Genomic DNA, 20,364 nt, shown 5'->3' with positions numbered 1-20,364 from the left:
TCGACGTATCCGGAGCAGGCCGAGGGTCGGCGGCGCCAGGATGGGTGGATGGATCCTGGGAATGTGGTGCCGGGCGGATCACGGCCGATCGTGGTGCGGGTGCCGGTGGAACCGGTGGAGGCCGTGGTGGAGGCCGACGCGCTCGACGCCGTGGTGGGCGCGGGCGATCCGGCGGTGCGCGGTCCCCTCTTCGGGGTCGCCGAACAGCGGCCCGGGGACGCGCCGCGGTGGCGGGTGGTGATCGAGGTGACGTTCGGTTGTCCGCAGCAGGCACGTGACGGGCTGAACTCCTGGCTGTGGCTCCGCGCGAAGGACCACGCGCAGGACGGGGTGGAGCGGCGGGAACTGCTGGCGGCCGTCTCCCGGCTGGAGACCGAGCGGGTCGACGAGCTGTCCGTCGCCGGGACCCGGTACCGGATCGTGCGTGCCGAGGAGTACGCCGGCGCGGGCCCGGGCGGCATCGAGCAGCCCCGGCCGACGGACCCGGAGCCCCTCGTCCCGGACTGGGACCGTACGGCCGAGGTCCCCGGGATCGACCAGGGCCTGGTCGTCGACCCCGACGCGCCGGTCACCCCGAGCCGGGCGTTGGAGCAGGCGGCGTTGCGAGGCCTGTGTTACACGGGGGCGCGGTTTCCCGGCGACGTGCGCGCCGACGCGCGGCGGGCGCTGGACACCCATCCGGACGTGCTGTTGCTCCCGGCGACGTTCACCGTCGCGGAGCGACGCGGGAACGGCTGGGGCCCGATCAGCGGTCCGCACGCCACCGCCCACGAGGCCCGCAAGTCCTTGGACTTCGCCCTGACCTGGATGTGGCCGCGCATGCACGGCCTCATCTCCCCCGTCGCCGGCCCGCACGTCGACGCCCGTACGGGGACGCCGGACGTCGCCCGGGCCGCACGGCTGGCCACGTACGCCAAAGCCGCGGACTCCCTGCGGGAGGGCCGGGTGAACCGGCTGGAACTGGACGGCTGCGTCTACCGGATCGTCCGGACCCGCAGGTTGCTGCGCTGGGGCCCCGACGGGCCCGAGGGGCCGCGCCCCTCCGACGTCAACAGCCAGGAACCGATGCGGATCCACCTCGCGCCGGCCGAGGACGGCGACGTCCACCCGCGGGACTGAGGCCGGGGTCCGTCTGCGAGCATGGCGCGATGGAACCCATGCGACGGACCGTCGGCTCCGCGTCCCCGTTGGAACCGCGGATCGGCTTCTCCCGGGCGGTCCGGGCGGGCCGACACGTGGCGGTGGCCGGCACGGCTCCCATCGGCGACGACGGCTCGACCGTCGCACCGGGGGACGTTTACGCCCAGACGGTCAGGTGCCTCGACGTCGCCGTACGCGCCCTGGAAGCGGCCGGGGCGGCGGTGTCGGACGTCACCCGCACCCGGCTGATGCTGACCGACGTGACCCGGTGGGAGGAGGCCGCACGGGCCCACGGTGAGCGGTTCGCGGCCGTGCGGCCCGCGTTGACGGTAGTCGAGGTGTCCCGCTTCATCGATCCCGACTGGCTGGTCGAGGTCGAGATCGACGCCGTCATCGTGTGAGGGGTCGCGCGGGTCGATCGGGCGGGATCGACCGGGCGCGCGCGGTGTCACGCCGGACGATGCGGGCCGCCGGCCGGGCCACACCGGTGAAACCGCGCGCGATCGTGCCCGGTTCGGCGGTCGGACCGGCGAGAATCACCGGGTGAGCACTCCACCCCAGTCCCAGCGCGGCGCCGGCCGCGGCGTCAGCACCCTCATCCCGCAGAGCGCCACCGACCAGGCCATGGCCGCGCTCACGGGACTCGAAACGGTGCCCGTCCACGTCGGGCTCCTCCAGGCGGCGACCCTCCTGTTGGAGGAGGCCGCACGGACCGCCTCCGACGAGGCGACGAAGGCCGCCATGGCCAGGACGGCGGGGATGCTGCGCGCCGCCATGTGACCACCGTGACGGAAACCCGGCCGGGCGGTGGTGCGTGCGTCCGGTGCGGGTCAGACCCCGCCCCGCCAGATGTTGTCGAAGGCGGCCTCGTCGATGGCACGGCGTTGCCGTACGGAGGCCAGTTCCACCACCGCGTCGCTGACGGCGGCCAGCACCGTGGCCACGGCGTCATCGGCGACGTCCGGGGAGTCCCCGGTCCGGTCGCCCCGGACTCCGACGGTCTCCGCGAGGTTGGCGAGGACCGGGTCGTCCGACGCCCAGCGGTCCACGGCCCTGCGTCGGGCGGGCGATTCGACGAGTTCCGGGCTGCCGGCCCGGAAGGAGAGCCCGCGCCGGCGCTGCCGGGCGAGCAGCCCGTCCTCCTCCAGCGCGGCCTCGTAGACGGCGGACAGGCCGCGTCCCCGGCGCCACAGCCAGTCGGCGACCGACTCGTAGGGCTCCTCCTGGACGACCGAGGAGGCCGCCTCCGCCATCAGTCGGTCGGTCGGTGCCGGACGGTCGTCGCCGGGGACGATCAGATCGCCGTCCAGCCTGATGGACCGGGTGCCGAGGAGGTCGATCGCCTCGGCGCCCGCGAGCGCGAGCGACAGGTCGCCCTTCTCGGCGGGATGCCCGGCCGTCGTTTCCATGGCGACGATCAACAAGTCACGCGGTGTGGTCATTTGGGGCTCCACGTCCGATGCGTCCGCTGGTGGCTGCGTACCTGAACGGCTGGTCCGGCACGGTCCGACAGGGGCAGGCTACCCGCGTCCCCGGCCCCGCGGACGTCGACCGGGCCGCCCGGGTCCGGCGCCCGGTGACTCGCTGCGGGGACCCGCCGCACCCGTCCCACCGACCGCTCGGGCATGATCGTCGCCATGTGGGAGGACGACGGCGCCCGGTACGGGGGCATGCGCCACACGCTGACCGACACGGAGAACGGCCGTCCCTGGGGCTCCTGTTACGAGGTGGAGGGCCTGTTCGCCGATCCGGTCCGGGAGACCTACGAACTGTTCGGCTGGGTTCCGGAGAGCCCCGGGGTTCCGTGCGGGGGCGGCGGTCGGGTGTGGCTCGTACCGCAGGACACGGACCTCGGCCCGTGGCTGTTGGAGGACGTGGAGAGCCTCGGTCCGCACCCGGGGACGGACGGTCTCGTCCTGACCGGCACGGACGGCCATGAGGAGCCGCCCGTCGGACACCGGGGCCCGGTGCGGCTGCACGACGAGTACCGGTGGATCGGGTCCTGCCGTGAGTTCGCCCACATCCTGCGCGCCGAGGAGCCGCAACCCCGCCTCGTGCTGGGTGGGTTCGCCCCGAGCGAGCACATGCGGCAGGCTCTCGCGAAGGGAACCCGGCGGGCGTTGACCCTCGGGGAGGCCGAACTGGGCATCCGGGACGACCGGGGCGAGCGCCTCACCGAGCGCCTCGCGTGGCCCACCGTCGACGGATGGCGTCCCTCCTCGCTCGGGGAGGATCTGATCGACCTGGAACTGGACCTCGGCCGCAGCCCGTTCGGATCCGTGCCGGAGCACGCGCGACCGGTCTGGGAGAAGTGGCGGGCGGGGCCGCCCGGGACGCGCGGCGTCTGGGCCGGCCTGAGCACCCCGCAGCGCAATACCTGGCTGGACCTCGTGCGCGAGCGGGGTTGCCGCGGCGCGCACGCGGACCGCTCGGGTACCGCGTACGAACTCGACGGCCGCCACGCCACCGACGTCCCCGGTCTCTTCCTGGCCCTGGGCGAGGCCGTGAACGGGCCGGGGGGCTACTTCGGAAGCTGCCTGGCGGCCGTCGCCGACTGCCTGCGCGGAGGCTTCGGCCACACGGGCCCCGCGACCCTCCTGTGGCGCGACTCCGCGACCGCGCGCGAGCACCTGCGCCGCGTCCTGGCCCCGGACGGCACCCCGTACGACCTGTTCGCCGAGGTTCTCGATGTCCTCTCCCGGGGTGGTATGCGGGTGGCCCTCGCCTGAGGCCCGTCCCCGCACGCCGGACGTCTGCGCGCGTGCGGGCTATGCGGCCATGCCGCGCAGGGCCGGGAGGAGGGTCGTTTCGGCCCAGTCGATGAAGGAATGCTGGTGTGAGCCGCCGACCTGGATCAGGGCGATCTCGGTGAATCCCGCTTCGACGAACGGGCGGACGGCGTCGACGAATTCGTCGGGGTCGTCGCCGCAGGGCATCGACCGGGCGATGTCCTCGGGGCGGACGTACCGGGTGGCCTGATCGAACGCGGACGGGCCGGGGAGTTCGGCGTTGACCTGCCAGCCGCCCGCCGACCAACGGAACTGGTCGTGGGCGCGCCGGACGGCCGCGTCCCGGTCGGTGTCGTGGCAGACGGCCAGTTGGCCGACCCGCGGCTTGCCCACGCCTCCCGCCCGGTCGAAGGATTCCAGGAGTTCCCGCTCGGGGTCGATGGCGATCGCCAGGTCGGCGTACCGGCCGGCCAGCTCGCAGGAGCGTTTCCCGGACACCGCGATGCCGATGGGCGGTGGTTCCTCGGGGAGGTCCCACAGCTTGGCGTTCTCCACGTCGAAGTACTCGCCGTGGTGGTTCACGGAACTCCCGTCGAACAGGTCCCGGATGATCTCCACGGCCTCTTCCAGCATCGCCAGCCGCACGTGCGCGGCCGGCCAGCCCGGCCCGACGACGTGCTCGTTGAGGTTCTCCCCCGAGCCCAGGCCCAGTCGGAACCGGCCGTCGGACAGCAGCTGCATCGTGGCCGCCTTCTGGGCGACGACCGCCGGGTGGTAGCGCATCGTCGGGCAGGTCACGTACGTCATGAGGGGGATGGTCGTCGTGGCCTGCGCGGCTGCCCCCAGGACGCTCCACGCGTAGGAGGCATGGCCCTGGGAGGCGAGCCACGGGAAGTAGTGGTCCGAGGTGACGGAGAAGTCGAAACCCGCCCGTTCGGCCGCGGCGACGTGCTGGACCAACTCCCGGGGGCCGGCCTGCTCGGTCATCATCGTGTATCCGAATCGCACCATGGGGTGCGCCTTACCGGTCTCCGGTGTGCGAAACATGCGGGCCGACGGGGTTCAGGCCGCCGCAGGCGTGTCGTCCTCGTCCGCGAGGGACGGGGTCGCGCGGGAGGTGATCGTGCCGAACGAGGCCCCGGTGGCCCGACACAGCCGTTCGGCGCGCAGGACGGTGCTCACGACCGCGGCGCCCGAGGGGTACGGGAGCTCCATCACGACGCTGCGGGGCCGGTAGCTCCTGAGCAGGAACTCGAACTCCGAGACGGCGGTGCCGCGTGTGCCGACGTCGAGGTCGTCGGGAAGCCGGACGAGCAGGACGTCCCCGTCGAACAGGTGGGTGAGCAACATGGCGACCCCTTCCCCCTTGCATGGCCGATGCGCCATGTTCACCATGGAAATGCCCGGTGAGCGCGCCGTCACACATAACAAAGCTCACCCGGCGGGGAAGGAATCCTTGGGATGCTCACCGGGTCCGCCCGACGGCGTCGACGGCTCAACCCGGCCAGGTGCCGGAGACCCGTCGTACGGCGACCGCTCCGGAGCGCTCGACGGCGGCTTTGACGAGGGCGAAGATCGCCCCTTGGACGGCCGCGGCGAGCAGGATCTCGCGCCACCGGCGCCCCTCGTCCATCGCGTCCGGGGCGTCGTCGTCGTGCCCGGCCAGCTTCCACACCTGCTTGAACAGCGCCCCGGCCAGCATGCCGGCCCCCGCCCCGAGGGCCAGGCCGACCGGCTTGTAGGCGACTTTCGATGCCTTCATGTCCTTGCCCCTGCCCACACCACCGGCTGCGATACCTGCGGGAATCCGCAGGCACGGACGGGTCGGGCCGAGCCGCCGGAGCGGCACGCCCGCGGGCCCCGGCGTCGGTCGTCGCCGGGCCCCGCGGGATGCCCACCGTTCCGTGCATGCTTCCGCGTCGAGGCCGAACGGATCCGCGCGGTTCGTGCAGGTGCGCGCAGGCGTCACCTCGCGCCCGTCACATCTTGTGGCGCTTGCCCTTCATCGCTTCCTTCGCGTCCCCGATGGCTTCCTTGGCCTTGCCCTTGGCCTGATCGGCCTTGCCCTCGGCCGCCATCCGGTCATTTCCGGTGACCTTGCCCGCGGCCTCCTTGGCCTTTCCCTTCGCCTTGTCCATTGCGCCCTTGTCGGCCATGGTGATCTCCGATCCGGTCGGTTTGGGTTCGGGGCTCGCGACGGTGGAGCACCACGCCGTTCACCCATCCGTGGGGGCACCTGCCCCGTTGTTCCCGCGATAAGCCCGCGTCACCGAATCCCTTTTCCGTGCGGAGTTCGCGTTCCGGTAATGGGGGCGTGCCCTGCGTGTTCTCGTGACGGTGCGGTCCGCGGTGCGCGACCATACGGACGCCGACCCAGGCACCCTTTCCGGCGTCGTGAGAGCCGGCAGCAGGAAACACCGAGACAGGAAAGAGGGCGGACGTGTCCGGCAGCGAAAGCGAGAACCCAGCAATCCCCTCCCCGACCGCCAGTCCGACGCGCCCCAGGACGAACCGGGACTGGTGGCCGAACCAACTCGACCTCCAGGTCCTCCACCAGCACTCGCCCCTGTCCAGTCCGATGGCCGATGACTACGACTACGCGAAGGAATTCGCGAGCCTCGACGTCGAGGCGCTCAAGCGGGACGTCTTCGACGTGATGACGGCCTCCCAGGACTGGTGGCCGGCCGACTACGGGCACTACGGGCCGCTCTTCATCCGCATGAGCTGGCACGCCGCGGGAACGTACCGCATCGCCGACGGCCGGGGCGGCGGCGGCTCCGGCGCCCAGCGCTTCGCCCCCCTCAACAGTTGGCCGGACAACGCTAGCCTCGACAAGGCGCGCCGGCTGCTCTGGCCGGTCAAGCAGAAGTACGGCCGTCGCATCTCCTGGGCCGACCTGCTGGTATTCGCCGGGAACTGCGCGATGGAATCGATGGGGTTCAAGACGTTCGGGTTCGGTTTCGGCCGGGAGGACATCTGGGAACCGGAGGAAATCTTCTGGGGGCCCGAGGACACCTGGCTCGGGGACGAGCGCTACAGCGGTGACCGGGAACTCACGGGGCCTTTCGGCGCCGTGCAGATGGGCTTGATCTACGTCAATCCGGAGGGGCCCAACGGCAACCCGGATCCGATGGCCGCCGCCCGGGACATTCGCGAGACGTTCGCGCGCATGGCCATGAACGACGAGGAAACGCTGGCCCTCATCGTCGGCGGCCACACGTTCGGCAAGTGCCACGGCGCCGTCGATCCCGATTGCATCGGCCCGGAGCCCGAGGCCGGACCCATCGAGGCGCAGGGTCTCGGTTGGCGGAACACGTGCGGCAGCGGAACGGGCGTCGACGCGCTCACCAGCGGCCTGGAGGGTGCCTGGACCTCCGAGCCGACGAAGTGGGACAACGGGTACCTGGACAACCTGTTCCGCTACGAGTGGGAGCTGACGAGGAGCCCCGCGGGGGCGCAGCAGTGGACCCCGAAGGATCCCGCCGCCCGGGACACCGTGCCCGACGCGCACGATCCGTCGAGGCGACACGCGCCGATGATGCTGACGACGGACCTGGCGCTGAGGGTGGACCCGATCTACGCGCCGATCGCGAAGAGCTTCCACGAGAACCCGGACAAGCTCGCGGTCGCCTTCGCGAAGGCCTGGTACAAGCTGCTGCACCGCGACATGGGGCCGATCTCGCGCTACCTCGGCCCCTGGATCCCCGAGCCGCAGCTCTGGCAGGACCCGGTGCCCGCGGCGGACCACGAGCCGATCGGGGACGCGGACGTCGCCGCGCTGAAGGAGAGGATCCTCGCCTCGGGGCTGTCCCTCCCCCAACTGGTCACCACCGCTTGGGCGTCGGCGGCCAGCTTCCGCGGCACCGACAAGCGCGGTGGTGCGAACGGGGCCCGGATCCGGCTCGCGCCGCAACGCGACTGGGAACTGAACGACGTGCCCGAGGTGACCGCGACCGTGCGGACCCTGGAGGGGATCCAGCAGGACTTCAACGCCTCGGCCGGTGGCAGCCGGGTTTCGCTCGCCGACCTGATCGTCCTGGGCGGTTGCGCGGCCGTCGAGCAGGCCGCCAGGGACGCGGGGCACACCGTGACGGTCCCGTTCGCGCCCGGGCGCACGGACGCCTCGCAGGAGCAGACGGACGTGGAGTCGTTCGCCGTGCTCGAACCGCGGGCCGACGGGTTCCGCAACCACCTCCCCGAGGGGGAGAAGCTGTCCCCCGAGACGCTCCTGCTGGACCGGGCCAACATGCTGACCCTCACGGCGCCCGAGATGACGGTGCTGATCGGCGGCATGCGGGCGCTGAACACCGGCTTCAAGGGATCCGCGCACGGTCTCCTGACGGACCGGCCCGGGGCGCTGACCAACGACTTCTTCGTGAACCTGCTCGACATGGGCACGCAGTGGAAGGCGTCGGAGTCGGCGGAGAACGTGTTCGAGGGCCGGGACCGTGCGACGGGCGAGGTCAAGTGGACGGCGACCGCCGTCGACCTCGTCCTCGGTTCGCACTCCCAGCTGCGGGCCATCGCGGAGGTCTACGCGTGCGAGGACGCGCGGGAGACGTTCGTGCGCGACTTCGTGGCCGCGTGGGACAAGGTCATGACCCTCGACCGGTTCGACCTGGCCTGAGACCCACCGGGCGTCGCGGCCGGTCCGTCCCCCGGCCCGCCGCGGCACCGGTCCCGTGCGTCCGGGGCGGCGCGGCCCGCGCCGCCCGGGACGCCGGCCCCTTCCGTACGAGCCCTGGAGCGTCGAGCCCCGATGAGCAGCGACCCCGGCGGTGACCCCGCACCCCCGCCGTCCGGTCCGCAGGACGGGGCCGCTCCCGTCTCCCGCGCGGAGTTCGACGGGCTGTTCGACGCGGTCCGTACGTGGGGCCGCTGGGAGGCCGCCGACCGGGGCGCGTGGAACCGGGTGACGGCGGCCCACTCCGGGAGGGCCGCGGCCCTGGTCCGGGCCGGGACGGTCGTGGCGTTGGGGCGCCCCTGGGACACCCTGCCCGGGCCGGACAACACGAAGCCCGCGCTGCACTTCATGTCCGACCTCGGCGACGTCGAGGAGCCGGAACCCGCCGCCTACAAGGACTTCCTGGGCGTCGACTACCACGCCAAGGCCGTGAGCCATCTGGACGCGCTGTCCCACATCGCCTATCGCGGGCAGTTGTACGACGGCCGGGTGGCACGGCAGGCCATCGGCGCCGGTGGGGCCCGCTTCGGAGCCGTGGCGGCGCTCGGTCCGCTGGTCGCGCGGGGCGTGCTGCTCGACCTGCCCGCCGTGCTCGGCGTCGACTGGTTGGAGCCGGGGCGTGCGGTGCGCCGGCGGGACGTCCTCGCCGCGGAGGAGGCCCTGGACGTCACCCTCGGGGAGGGCGACGCGGTACTGCTGCGCACCGGGCGATTCCGCCGACGCCGGGACAGCGGGCCCTGGGACACGGGCGCGGCGAGCGCCGGCTGGCACGTGGACGCCGTGCCGTTGCTGGCCGAGCGGGGTGTCGCGCTGATCGGCTCGGACGGGGACAACGACGTGCGGCCGTCGCCGGTCGAGGGCCTGCACTCCCCCGTCCACGTCCTTGCCATCACGGCGATGGGAGTGCCCCTGCTGGACAACCTCGACCTCGAAGCGCTGTCCGCGGCGTGCGCCGGTGCGGCTCGCCACGCGTTCATGCTGGTCGTGGCGCCGTTGAACGTACCCGGCGGGACCGGCTCACCCGTCAATCCGGTCGCCGTCCTCTGACACCCGGCGCGGGGACCGCCGCGGCCTGCGCGCCATCGAGGCACCACCCCGCCCACACCGTGAGGAATATACTCAAATCGGGTGATCGAGCGGGCTCCGGTGAGGGGAGTGGTGCAGATGGGGGTCGTCGAGGACCGCGTCGGCCCCGTGCAGCTCCGGGACCGGTTCCTCCACGGCGAGGCGGTCGGCGGGGGCGTGCGCGGCGCGATCCTCAGCTCGTGGCAGCGCTGCCGGTTGCTGGGACTGTCGCCGGACCAGTCGGAGTTGCCCTTCACGGAGGACCTCGACCTGGAGGGGCCCCTCGTGCGCGCGGCCGGGCCGGTGCTCGACCGGCTGGAGTCGATCTTCACGGGGAGCCGGATGAACATCTGCCTCGCCGACGCGCGCGGCACGGTGCTGGAGCGTCGTTTCGGGGACGCGGCCATGGTCAAACACCTCGCCCCGATCCAGGTGCTGCCCGGCTTCGTGTTCGCCGAGCGGGTGGCGGGCACCAACGGCATCGGCCTCACACTCGCGGAGCGCGGGCTCGTCCAGGTCCACGGCGCCGAACACTTCGCCGAGCGGTCCCAATCGGCGGCCTGCACCGCGATCCCCGTGCGCGACCGGCTCAGCGGACGCATCGAGGGCGTCCTGTGCCTCGGCTACCCGTACACGGACGCGGATCCGGCGTTGGTCCCGCTGGTCCGCAGGGCGGCCGAGGCCGTCGAGCGGCGCCTGATGGAGCAGAGCTCGGCCCGGGAGCGCGGCCTCCTACAGGCCTACCTCGACGCGGGCGACCGCTCCCGGAGCGGCGTCGGCGCCTTGGACGGGCGCCCGGTCACCATGGACGACCTGCTCCAGAGCGACCTCGACCAGGCCGACCAGCTGATCCTCAAGGAGAAGGCCACCGAGCTGATGTCCTCGGCGCAGCTCGCCGCCTCCGAGGTGCCCCTGTCCCGCGGTCGGCTGGTCACCTTGGTGAGCCGGTCGGTGACGAGTTCGTCCGGCGTCGAGGGACTGGTCGTCGAGGCGCTCCTCCCCGAGGACACCGACCGGCACGCCCCGGCCCCCACCACCCCGACCGCCGGTGCCCTCCCCCGGACCCCGGCCGGAGCCGGTGCCCTCCCCCGGACCCCGGCCGGACCCGGTCCGTCCCCTGTCGCGGGCCGCGCGCCCGCCGCCGAGGGCGCGCCGACCGGCCCGCGTACCGGTGACCGGGCCGACGGCCGGGTCCGGGGGCTCGTCCTGGTGGGCGAGCCGGAGGTGGGCAAGTACGCGGTGGCGGCGCGTCGGCGCCTGGAGCTGCTGGCCGAGGCCAGCAACCGCATCGGCACCACCTTGGACGTGACGCGCACCGCGTGGGAACTCGCCGAGACGGCGGTGCCGCGACTGGCCGACTTCGTGACCATCGACCTGCCCGAGGCGGTCCTGCGCGGCGAGGAGTCGCCCCGCCCGACCACCGAGATGCACCGCACGGTGGTCCACGGCATCCACGAGGACTGCCCCTTCTACCCGGTGGGCACCCAGGTCGTACTGCGCGCGACCACCCCCCACATGCGGTGCCTGGCGACCGGCCGGCCGGTGCTGGAACCCGACCTGAGGGCCGCGTTCGGATGGATCGCCCAGGACCCCGAGCACGCCGACCGGCTCCTCGCCCGCAACGTCCACTCCCTGATCACCGTGCCGTTGCTGGCCCGCGGGGTCCTGCTCGGCATCGCCGGGTTCTACCGTTCCCAGGACCCGGCCCCCTTCGGGGACGACGACCGTTCCCTCGCGCAGGAGCTCGCGGCCCGTGCCGCCCTGTGCATCGACAACGCCCGCCGCTACACCCGCGAACACACCCTCGCCCTGTCGTTGCAGCACAGCCTGCTCCCCCGCGGCCTCCCGGAGCAGAACGCCGTCGAGGTCGCCCACCGCTACCTGCCCGCCGAGTCCGGGGTGGGCGGCGACTGGTTCGACGTCATCCCGCTCTCCGGCACCCGCGTGGCCCTGCTCGTCGGCGACGTCGTCGGCCACGGACTGCACGCCGCCGCCACCATGGGCCGGCTGCGCACCGCCGCGCGGAACTTCGCCGAACTGGAACTCGCCCCCGACGAGCTCCTCACCCACCTGGACAACCTCATGGTCCGACTGGACCGCGAGGAGGGCGGCGACCATTGCGGCCCCGGCAGCATCGGCATCGTCGGCGCCACCTTCCTGTACGCGATCTACGATCCGACCTCGCAGCTGTGCACGATGGCCCGCGCCGGGCACCCACCGCCGGCGCTGGTGCGCCCCGACGGCACCGTGACGTTCGTGGACCTGCCGGCCGGTCCCCCGCTGGGCCTCGGTGGTCTGCCCTTCGAATCGGTCGAGATCCACCTCCCCGAGCACAGCCGGCTGGTCCTCTACACCGACGGCCTGATCGAGGACCGGGAACGCGACATCGACGCGGCCCTCGACGAGCTCCGGCGCGTCCTGGCCCACGCGGACCTCAGCGCGGAGGACACCTGCGAGGCCGTCCTCGACACCGTGGCGCCCGAGCACCCCGGGGACGACATCGCCCTGCTCGTCGCCCGCACCCACGCCCTGCCCGCCGACCGGATCGCCACCTGGGACCTGTCCGCCGACCCGGCGATGGTCTCCCGCGTCCGGGGCGAGGCCATGGCCCGGCTCGGCGAGTGGGGTCTCGACGAGTGTGCGTTCGCCGCGGAGCTGCTGCTCAGCGAGCTCGTCACCAACGCCGTTCGCTACGGCACCCCACCCATCCAGGTCCGTCTGATCCACGACCGGACGTTGATCTGCGAGGTCCACGACGGCAGCAGCACCGCCCCCCGGATGCGGCACGCGGCCACCACCGACGAGGGTGGCCGCGGCCTGTTCCTCGTCGCCCAGCTCGCCCAGGCCTGGGGTACCCGCTACACCCCCGGGGGCAAGGTCATCTGGGCGGAGTGCACCCTGGACGCGGCGTGACCGGGTGCCCGGCGGCGCGCGCCGGGCCCGGGGTCCGCCGTCCCGGGTCGCGGTCGGGGCGCCCACCCGCCTCGGGTTCGCCCATTGGGACAGCAGTACCGGCCGTTATGTCACGAATGCGGCACATGATCCCCGTAGAATCCCGCATGCAGTCGGGAAGATCTCGGAGGCCGACCCCCGGAGAAGTCCGTGCATGACGCTCCCGACACCTCGACGGGGCCCCGTCCCCGCTCCGGCGGGGAGCCACTCGTCCGCGTGCGCGGCCTCGGCAAACGGTTCGGCGGCACCCGCGCCCTGGAGTCGGTGGACCTCGACGTCCACCGGGGCGCCGTCCTGGCCCTGCTGGGAGCCAACGGCGCGGGGAAGTCCACCCTGATCAAGGTGCTCGCCGGAGTCCATCACGCCGACGCGGGCGAGGTGACGGTGGCGGGACACCCCCTCGGCTCGCACGCCGCGACCCGCACCATGTCCTTCATCCACCAGGACCTCGGGCTCGTCGACTGGATGACGGTGGCCGAGAACATCGCCCTGGGCAACGGCTACCCGCGCCGGTACGGGCTGATCTCCTGGCGACGCACCCGCGAGCGCTGCGCGGAGGCGCTGCGCACCGTCGCCGGGCACCTGGACGCCGACGCCCGGATCGCCGACCTCGACCCCGCGGAACGCTCGCTGGTCGCCATCGCCCGCGCCCTGGCATCACGTGCCGAACTCCTCGTCCTCGACGAGCCGACCGCCACCCTCCCCGCCGCGGACTGCGCCCGGCTGTTCGACGTCCTGCACGCCCTGCGCGACCGGGGCCACGGCATCCTCTACGTCAGCCACCGGCTCGACGAGGTGTACCAGGTCGCCGACACCTTCGCCGTCCTGCGGGACGGGCTCCTCGTCGACCGGGGATCCCTGGCCGGGCACAGCCCCGCCCGGCTGGTGCACGCGATCGTGGGCCACGCGTCTACCCCGCACCGGCCCTCGACCGAACCGGCCGGCGGACCGCCCCTCCTGCGCCTGGACGGCCTGACGACCGAATTCGCCCACGACGTCGGCCTGGAGCTGCGGGCCGGCGAGATCCTCGGCATGGTGGGCCTGACCGGAGCCGGCCACACGGACCTGGGCCGCGCCCTGGCCGGCGCAAGGCCGATCCTCGGTGGGCGGGCCCTGCTCGACGGGAAGCCGTACCACCCCTCGACGGTGTCCGCCGCGCTCGACCGCGGAGTCGGCTTCGTGACGGGCAACCGTCAGGAGGAGGGCTGCGCGGCCGAACTGACCGTCCGGGAGAACTTCCTCGCGAACCCACGGTCGACGGGCGGGCGGGCGTCCTGGTGGCTGGGTCCGCGGCGCGAGCGCGCCGAGGCCACCGCCCTCATCGACCGGTTCTCGGTGCGCCCCCGTGACAGCGAGGTGCCGATCGCCACCCTGTCCGGTGGCAACCAGCAGAAGGTCATGGTCGGCCGCCGGCTCCGGGGCGACCTGCGCCTGCTCGTCCTGGAGGAGCCGACGGCCGGTGTGGACGTCGGCGCCAAGTCGGCGCTGTACCGCCTGCTCGACGAAGCGCTGGCCGACGGTCTGGCGGTCCTGCTCATCTCCACCGATTTCGAGGAGGTGGCGGGCGTGTGCCACCGCGCCCTGGTGTTCGTCCGCGGGGGCGTGGCGGCCGAGTTGACGGGCGCGGCCCTGACCGTCGCCGAACTCACCGGGACCGCCTCCGCCATGCCCCCCATCACCGGAGCTGCGACGAGCCGATGACCCCCTTCCTCCCTCCCCGATCCCTCCCGGCGCGGCTGCGCGGGCACTTCATCGGCAGTTACGGCCTCCTGGCCCTGGCCGTCCTGCTGTTCGTGGTCTTCTCGGTCGTCCTGCCGGGCACCTTCCCCACCCGGGACAACATCTCCTCGATCCTGTCCAACCAGGCGATCCCCGCCGTGCTGGCACTGGGCGCCACGATCCCCATCGCGACGGGCAAGTTCGACCTGTCCATCGGCTACGGCCTCGGGCTGGCCCACGTCATGGTGATGGACCTCGTCGTCACCGAGGGCTGGCCATGGCCCCTGGCCTGCCTGGCGGTGGTGTGCGGGGGCGGGGCCGTCGGTGCCCTCAACGGGGTCATCGTCGAATTCGGGCGGATCGACTCCTTCATCGCGACCCTGGGCACCGGCAGCATGATGTACGCCGTCAGCGGGTGGATCACGGACGGGGCGCGGATCGTCCCCGGACCGGGCGGACTGCCCGGTGCCTTCACGGGCCTGTACGACTCGCGGTTCCTCGGACTGCCGCTGCCCGCGTTCTACGTGCTGGCCGTCGCGGTCGCCCTCTGGGTGGTGTTGGACCGACTGCCGGCCGGCCGGTACCTGTACGTCATCGGGTCCAATCCGCGTGCCGCGGACATCGTCGGCATCCCGACGCGCCGGTACTGCGTCTACGCGTTCTCCGCGTCGGGTCTGGTCGTCGGCTTCGCCGGCGTCCTCCTGGCCGCACAGCAGCAGACCGGCAACCCCAGCGTCGGGCTGGACTACCTGCTGCCCGCGTTCGTCGGCGCCCTGCTCGGATCCACGACGATCAGGCCCGGGCGGGCCAACGCCATCGGCACCGTCGTCGCCGTCGCGGTCCTCGCCATCGGCCTCGCCGGCATCGGCCAGCTCGGCGCCCAGTTCTGGGCCACGCCCTTGTTCAACGGGGCCACCCTGCTCATCGCCGTCGGCCTGGCCGGGTGGTCCGCCCGTCGGCGCCTGCGTCCGCACGCCCCCGCGTCCGGCCGCCCGCCCGCCGGACGGGGAGCCACGTCCCCGGCCGACGGCGGGCGGCCCTGATCCCCCCTCGAACGCACACCCGCGTCAGGAGCACCGTGCACCCGAACCGCAAGACCAGCGCCAAGGCCGCAGCCCTGCTGGCGGCGGCCGTCGTCCTCGTGGCCGGTTGCGGGAGCGGCGACCCGGCCACCGGCACCGGCGCCGCCCCGACGAAGGACGGCTGTCCCGAGAGCCTCGAACGGGCCCGGGCGGCCGTTCGGCAGGCCGAGAACAGCGACGCCGCCTGGAACGGCCCCACCGACGGTCCCGCCGCCGTCGCGGACAGGACCCTGATCTACGTCGCGCAGACGATGACCAACCCCGGTGTCGCGGGCGTGGCCAAGGGGCTCCAGGACGCCGCCCGGACCATCGGTTGGAAGGTCCGGGTGATCGACGGGGAGGGGACCCCGGCGGGCATCCAGGCGGCGCTCAGTCAGGCCGTCACCCTCAAGCCGTCGGGCATCGTCATCGGCGGCTTCGACCCCGAGCTGACGTCGCAGCAGGTCGCGCGGGCCCGGGCGGCGGGCATCCCGCTCGTGGGCTGGCACGCGGTGGGCACACCCGGTCCCAGCGAGGAGGCCGGTCTGCTGACGAACGTCACCACGAAGGTGGAGGACGTCGCGAGGATCAGCGCGGACTGGGTCATCGCGGGCAACCGGGGAAACGCCGGGGTCGTCCTCTTCACCGACGACTCCATCCCGTTCGCCAGGAACAAGTCCGAGCTGATCAAGAAGGAGCTCGCCACCTGCGCCGGTGTGGAACTGCTGTCGTACGAGAACATTCCGATCCCCGACGCGAGCACGCGCACGCCGCAGGAGGTGTCGTCCCTCCTGTCGCGCTTCCGGGACCGGTGGACCCACTCCGTCGCGATCAACGACCTGTACTTCGACGACGCGGCTCCGGCCTTCCGCGCCGCCGGCAGGCCCGGCTCGGGGCCGCCGCTCAACATCGGTGCGGGGGACGGTGACCCGTCGGCGTTCCAGCGGATCGACAGCGGGCAGTTCCAGGCCGCCACCGTGCCCGAGCCGTTGTCCCAGCAGGGCTGGCAGATCGTCGACGAGTTCAACCGCGCCTTCGCCGGTCGGCCCCCCAGCGGTTACGTCGCCCCCGTCCACATCTCCACGGCCGGGAACAGTCGCGGTGCGACGTCGTGGGACCCGCCGGGCTACCGCGAGGCGTACCGGAAGATCTGGGGGAGGTGAGGTCAGGTCCTACGGGGCCGGCGGGAGGGCCGGCCGAGGCGGACCGGGACGCCCGGCGAGTACAGCACGCTGACCGGGGCGTCCACGGGCGTCGGGATGCCGGCCGCCGCGATGAGGTCCTCCTCACAGGTGACCAGCTCGGCACGGAACAGGGGCCAGCGGGGGTGGTCGTTGGACAGGTACCCGGTGCCGCCGGGGAAGGCGTTGTGCATGCCCCAGCGGGCGGTGAGGAAGTGCTCCAGCTCGGTGGGTTCCTCGATGCGGGCACCGGTCCGCACGGTGATCCGGCTGGACGCGCCGCGCGGGCCGGGCAGCCGCCGGGAGCTCGTGTAGTGGACGGTGTCGCCCTCGGCCCGGAGGTCCATCCGGGACCACAGGTAGGGCAGTCGGAATCCCAACCGGCCCGCCATGACGGGGATCAGCCGGGACGCGTCCATGGAGCGGAAGACGACCCCGCGCCGCCCCTGCGCGTCGCGGGAGTACAGCCGTACGTTGGTCTCCGGGAACGACCCGAAGTACGGAACTCCGGGCAGTCCCAGCAGCCCCACCTTGTGCATCCGGAAGGCGACGAGCCCGACGTGGGTGAGCCCGTCCAGGGTGTCGGGGACCGCTCCTCCCGGCATGAGGCCGGCGACGACGTCGGGCGCGACGGCCCAGTGGATGAACGTGAGGTCGAGCCACTGCTGGGTGAACAGGGGCCTGGGTACCGCGGCCGGGGCGTCGGGGGTGACCGGGTCGGGCGTCCGCTCCGACGGCTCGGGCCCGGTCCCGCTCACAGCGCGCCGCCGACCGCGCCGGGCCGCCCGGCCGCCCGCTCCCGTACCGCGGCGCGGGAATCCCGGGGCATGACGAGGGCGGCGGCCGTCCAACCCAGGGCGGCGGTGATGAGATGGTGCGAGAGCCCGACGAGGAGCCGGCGGCCTGTGCTCAAGGGCGGGTTCCTCGCATCGCTGGTCGGGCGCGGCGGTGCTCCGCCCTCACGACGGAACATTATTGAACGCGTTCAAGCTACCAGCTTCCCCGTCCTCGCGACAGGGCGGCGGCTCAGGGGCCGTCCGCCTCGGCCTTCGCGCCGGCCCTGGCCAGGACGAACACCCCGGCGCAGATCAGGGCCAGACCCAGCAGCTGGGGCAGCAGCCACCAATGGGCCCGCAGGTGTTCCTCGTACAGCAGCACCCCGAGGGCGACACTGACTCCCGCGTCACCGAGGGTCAGCGCGGGCTGCGAGGCGACGAGCGGGCCGCCCTGCATCGCGTGTTCGAGGAGCAGCAGGGCACAGACGCCGCAGGCGGCGAAGGCGTACGTCTCCCAGGCGGTCAGGAAGGCGCCGAGGCCGCGTTCGTCGAGCACGTGCATGGACGACTTCATGAGGGCGGCGGTGAGCGCGTAGCAGACGGCGGTGGCCGCGCCGAGGCAGCCGGCCCGCATCCGGCCGGGCGGTCTGCGCAGCCCGGTCACGGCCAGCGCGGCCACGGCCGCCGCGCAGGCGGCCAGGGCCAGGAGCCAGCGGTCCACCGGGACGTGCGTGCGGTTGCCCGCCGGCGAGGCCGCCAGCAGGACGACCGCGAGCCCGACCACCACGCCGGCGACGGCGAGCCACACCACCGGGGGCAGCCGGTCGCGCGCCATCAGGGAGCCGATGAGCAGGGCGAGCGGCAGTTCCAGGACGAACAGGGGCTGCACGAGGGCCAGCGCGCCGGTCGCGAGCGCCACGGCCTGCCCGACGCCGGCGGCGATCACCGCCAGGATCCCGCCGATCCACAGCGGGCGCTTCAGCAGGTCCAGGACGAGGCCGAACCGGAAGCCGTCGCTCTGCGGCACGGTGAGCGCGGCCCGCCGCTGGAGGACGGTGGCGAGGGCGTTGCTGAGCGCCGCGAACAGCGCGAAGAGGACCGGCAGTACGAAGCCCATGCCCCGATCCTCACCGCACCCGGCGCGGCTCCCCGCCGCGACACCGTGCGGGGCGCGCCCGGTTCCGGCCGTTCCCCCGACCGGACCCATGGGCCCGGCGTCGACTGCCCGGCCCGGGTCGCCAGGACCTGGACCGGTTCCGCGCCGAGGTCCGAGGCGGCGGGCCGGGTTCAGCCGACCGCCGCCCGCAGGGCGTCGAGGAGGTCGCGCACGGCGGGCCGGGCGAGCGAGACCTCGCGGACGGCCACATGGATCCTCCGCAGCGGACGGGGGTTGCGCACCGGGCGGACGACCACTCCCGGACGGGCTCCGCCCAGCGCCATCCGCGGCATGAGGGCGACGCCCAGGCCGGCGGCGACGAAGCCCCGCGCGGTGGCGTAGTCCTCGCTCTCGACGGCGAAGCCGGGGCTGAACCCGGCCGCCGCGCACGCGGTGAGCACGGCGTCCAGGCAGGGGCCGGGCGGTTCGCTGCCGACCCACGGTTCTCCGGCGAGGTCGATGAGGTCGATCTCCTCACGCTCGGCGAGGGGGTGGTGTGCGGGGAGGACCGCGTCGTACGGGTCGTCGTGCAGGTGGACCACGCGCACGCCGTCGTAGGGGCGGGGATCGGGTCCGACGGCCAGGGCGCGTCCGCCCGTCCCTGTTCCACCTCGTGGAGCGGGGCGGCCGGGTCGGCCGGCCGGAGGTCGATCGGGACCCGGGGATGGGTGCGGCGCAGGCCGACCAGGGCGGGTGCCACCAACGCGGCGCCGGCGGAGGCGAAGTAGCGGACGGCCAGCCGCCCGGTGCGCCCCGCCCGCAGGTCGGCCAGGGCGGCCTCCGCCGCCGCCAGGTCGCGACTGATGATCTCCGCGTGTTCGGCGAGCAACCGGCCGGCCGCCGTGGGCCGCACGCCGCGTCCGACCCGTTCCAACAGGGCCGTCCCGGCCTGCTTCTCCAGGGCGGAGAAAGGGACCGACCGAGGGGAGACAGAAGGATGACCAGTGCCGTACGGGTGGCCGTGCTCTCGCTGCTGTGGGGCTCGACCTTCCTGTGGATCGAGCTCGCGCTGGACGCGTTCACACCGGTTCAGGTCGCCCTGGTCCGCTGCGCGCTCGGAGCGGCCCTGCTGCTGGTCCTGTGCCGCGCGAAGGGGCTGCGTCTGCCCCGGGAACGGGCCGTCTGGGGCCGCCTCCTGGTGGCGGCGTTCTTCTGCAACGCCCTGCCCTTCGTCCTGTTCGGCATCGGCCAGCGGACGATCGACTCCGGGGCGGCCGGGGTGCTGAACGCGACCACCCCTCTGTGGTCGCTGCTGCTCGGCGTGGCCCTCGGTGCCGAGCGGCCCCTGCACACGGTGCGCGTGATCGGTCTGGCGGCCGGGTTCGCGGGGACGGCGTTGATCTTCGCGCCGTGGGAACGGTCGGCCCTCGTCGGGTGGGGCGCGCTCGCGATCGTGGGGGCCGCCGCGAGCTACGCGGTCGCGTTCGTCCACATGGGACGGCACCTGGTGGGGCGCGGCGTCCCCACCCTGTCGCTCGCCGCGTCCCAGCTGATCGCGGCGACCGCGCTCACCGCCGTGACCTTGCCCTTCGGTGGCCTCACACCGGTGCGGGTCGAACCGCGGGCCCTCCTCGCCGTCGTCGTGCTCGGACTGTTCGCCACAGGTCTCACCTTCTACCTGACGTACAGGATCATCGCCGACGAGGGCGCGACGAACGCGGCGACGGTGGGCTATCTGCTGCCGGTGGTGTCCGTGGTCCTGGGGGCGGTCCTCCTCGACGAGGAGCTGGGCCCGCGGGTCGTGGTCGGCATGGCGGTCGTCCTGATGGGCGTGGCCATGACGCGCCGCCACGCCCCGCCCCGGCGGGATCCGGCCCGCCGCGCGGCGGTGGGCGGACCTGCGGGGATACTGACGGCCGGGGCCCCGGCGGGGGGCCCGCACCGATGCGAGGGATGACGAA

At 73.4% G+C, this 20,364-nt stretch carries 19 protein-coding genes and 1 pseudogene; 11 read left to right on the top strand and 9 right to left on the bottom strand.

The window, feature by feature from the left end:
* Positions 1-48: 48 nt before the first annotated feature.
* The 3 genes from ACZ58N_RS25480 (at position 49) to ACZ58N_RS25470 (ending at position 1,920) form a co-directional block, all read left to right on the top strand.
* Positions 49-1,119 carry a DUF5954 family protein gene (locus tag ACZ58N_RS25480; protein WP_471164110.1) on the top strand — a complete coding sequence of 357 codons (1,071 nt, stop codon included), beginning with the start codon at positions 49-51 and terminating at the stop codon, positions 1,117-1,119.
* 29 nt (positions 1,120-1,148) lie between these two features.
* A complete protein-coding gene (locus ACZ58N_RS25475; RefSeq protein WP_471164108.1) occupies positions 1,149-1,541 on the top strand; it encodes a RidA family protein in 393 nt (130 codons plus the stop codon).
* Between the two features lie 142 nt (positions 1,542-1,683).
* On the top strand, positions 1,684-1,920 hold the full coding sequence (locus tag ACZ58N_RS25470; RefSeq protein WP_471164105.1) for a hypothetical protein: 237 nt from the start codon (positions 1,684-1,686) through the stop codon (positions 1,918-1,920).
* 50 nt (positions 1,921-1,970) lie between these two features.
* Here the strand turns inward: ACZ58N_RS25470 and ACZ58N_RS25465 are convergent, their stop codons facing one another.
* The gene (locus ACZ58N_RS25465; protein ID WP_471164103.1) at positions 1,971-2,582 is read right to left on the bottom strand and encodes a GOLPH3/VPS74 family protein; all 612 of its coding nucleotides are present in this window, start codon (positions 2,580-2,582) and stop codon (positions 1,971-1,973) included.
* 183 nt (positions 2,583-2,765) lie between these two features.
* Here ACZ58N_RS25465 and ACZ58N_RS25460 point away from each other — a divergent pair, with 183 nt between their 5' ends.
* Complete coding sequence (locus ACZ58N_RS25460) at positions 2,766-3,869, top strand: barstar family protein (protein WP_471164100.1); 1,104 nt, start codon at positions 2,766-2,768, stop codon at positions 3,867-3,869.
* Between the two features lie 39 nt (positions 3,870-3,908).
* Here the strand turns inward: ACZ58N_RS25460 and ACZ58N_RS25455 are convergent, their stop codons facing one another.
* From ACZ58N_RS25455 to ACZ58N_RS25440, 4 genes are all read right to left on the bottom strand, one after another.
* The gene (locus ACZ58N_RS25455) at positions 3,909-4,880 is read right to left on the bottom strand and encodes an LLM class F420-dependent oxidoreductase (RefSeq protein ID WP_471164097.1); all 972 of its coding nucleotides are present in this window, start codon (positions 4,878-4,880) and stop codon (positions 3,909-3,911) included.
* Positions 4,881-4,931: 51 nt separating this feature from the next.
* The gene (locus ACZ58N_RS25450) at positions 4,932-5,219 is read right to left on the bottom strand and encodes a hypothetical protein (RefSeq protein WP_471164095.1); all 288 of its coding nucleotides are present in this window, start codon (positions 5,217-5,219) and stop codon (positions 4,932-4,934) included.
* Positions 5,220-5,364: 145 nt separating this feature from the next.
* Positions 5,365-5,631: a DUF4235 domain-containing protein gene (locus tag ACZ58N_RS25445; RefSeq protein WP_471164092.1), complete on the bottom strand. Its 267-nt coding sequence runs from the start codon at positions 5,629-5,631 to the stop codon at positions 5,365-5,367.
* A 217-nt stretch (positions 5,632-5,848) separates the two neighbouring features.
* The gene (locus ACZ58N_RS25440) at positions 5,849-6,025 is read right to left on the bottom strand and encodes a CsbD family protein (RefSeq protein WP_389700168.1); all 177 of its coding nucleotides are present in this window, start codon (positions 6,023-6,025) and stop codon (positions 5,849-5,851) included.
* Between the two features lie 284 nt (positions 6,026-6,309).
* On the opposite strand from ACZ58N_RS25440, the gene katG reads away from it, so the two are divergent.
* From katG to ACZ58N_RS25410, 6 genes are all read left to right on the top strand, one after another.
* The gene (gene katG, locus ACZ58N_RS25435; protein ID WP_471164089.1) at positions 6,310-8,496 is read left to right on the top strand and encodes a catalase/peroxidase HPI; all 2,187 of its coding nucleotides are present in this window, start codon (positions 6,310-6,312) and stop codon (positions 8,494-8,496) included.
* A gap of 132 nt (positions 8,497-8,628) precedes the next feature.
* Positions 8,629-9,600, top strand: coding sequence for a cyclase family protein (locus ACZ58N_RS25430; protein ID WP_471164087.1), 972 nt, complete (start codon positions 8,629-8,631; stop codon positions 9,598-9,600).
* Between the two features lie 117 nt (positions 9,601-9,717).
* Positions 9,718-12,531, top strand: coding sequence for a SpoIIE family protein phosphatase (locus ACZ58N_RS25425; protein ID WP_471164390.1), 2,814 nt, complete (start codon positions 9,718-9,720; stop codon positions 12,529-12,531).
* Positions 12,532-12,720: 189 nt separating this feature from the next.
* Positions 12,721-14,271: a sugar ABC transporter ATP-binding protein gene (locus ACZ58N_RS25420; protein ID WP_471164084.1), complete on the top strand. Its 1,551-nt coding sequence runs from the start codon at positions 12,721-12,723 to the stop codon at positions 14,269-14,271.
* Complete coding sequence (locus tag ACZ58N_RS25415) at positions 14,268-15,332, top strand: ABC transporter permease (RefSeq protein ID WP_471164082.1); 1,065 nt, start codon at positions 14,268-14,270, stop codon at positions 15,330-15,332. The genes ACZ58N_RS25420 and ACZ58N_RS25415 overlap by 4 nt, the downstream gene beginning before the upstream one ends.
* Positions 15,333-15,367: 35 nt before the next feature.
* Positions 15,368-16,513, top strand: coding sequence for a substrate-binding domain-containing protein (locus ACZ58N_RS25410; RefSeq protein WP_471164079.1), 1,146 nt, complete (start codon positions 15,368-15,370; stop codon positions 16,511-16,513).
* A 2-nt stretch (positions 16,514-16,515) separates the two neighbouring features.
* On the opposite strand, the gene ACZ58N_RS25405 is transcribed toward ACZ58N_RS25410, so the two are convergent.
* From ACZ58N_RS25405 to ACZ58N_RS25390, 4 genes and pseudogenes are all read right to left on the bottom strand, one after another.
* Positions 16,516-17,289 carry a YqjF family protein gene (locus ACZ58N_RS25405; RefSeq protein ID WP_471164077.1) on the bottom strand — a complete coding sequence of 258 codons (774 nt, stop codon included), beginning with the start codon at positions 17,287-17,289 and terminating at the stop codon, positions 16,516-16,518.
* Positions 17,286-17,444, bottom strand: a complete 159-nt coding sequence (locus ACZ58N_RS25400) for a hypothetical protein (RefSeq protein WP_471164075.1) — start codon at positions 17,442-17,444, stop codon at positions 17,286-17,288. Before ACZ58N_RS25400 ends, ACZ58N_RS25405 begins: the two co-directional genes overlap by 4 nt.
* 113 nt (positions 17,445-17,557) lie before the next feature.
* Entirely contained in the window at positions 17,558-18,424 is an 867-nt protein-coding gene (locus ACZ58N_RS25395) for a DMT family transporter (protein WP_471164073.1), read from the bottom strand.
* Positions 18,425-18,594: 170 nt separating this feature from the next.
* A pseudogene (locus ACZ58N_RS25390) lies at positions 18,595-19,370 on the bottom strand (LysR family transcriptional regulator); the annotation flags it as partial.
* A 30-nt stretch (positions 19,371-19,400) separates the two neighbouring features.
* Here ACZ58N_RS25390 and ACZ58N_RS25385 point away from each other — a divergent pair.
* A complete protein-coding gene (locus ACZ58N_RS25385) occupies positions 19,401-20,360 on the top strand; it encodes a DMT family transporter (RefSeq protein ID WP_471164071.1) in 960 nt (319 codons plus the stop codon).
* The last annotated feature ends 4 nt before the right edge of the window (positions 20,361-20,364 follow it).

The sequence above is a fragment of the Streptomyces sp. NPDC040432 genome, assembly GCF_055595445.1.
This window is presented reverse-complemented; position numbering and strand designations above follow the sequence as displayed.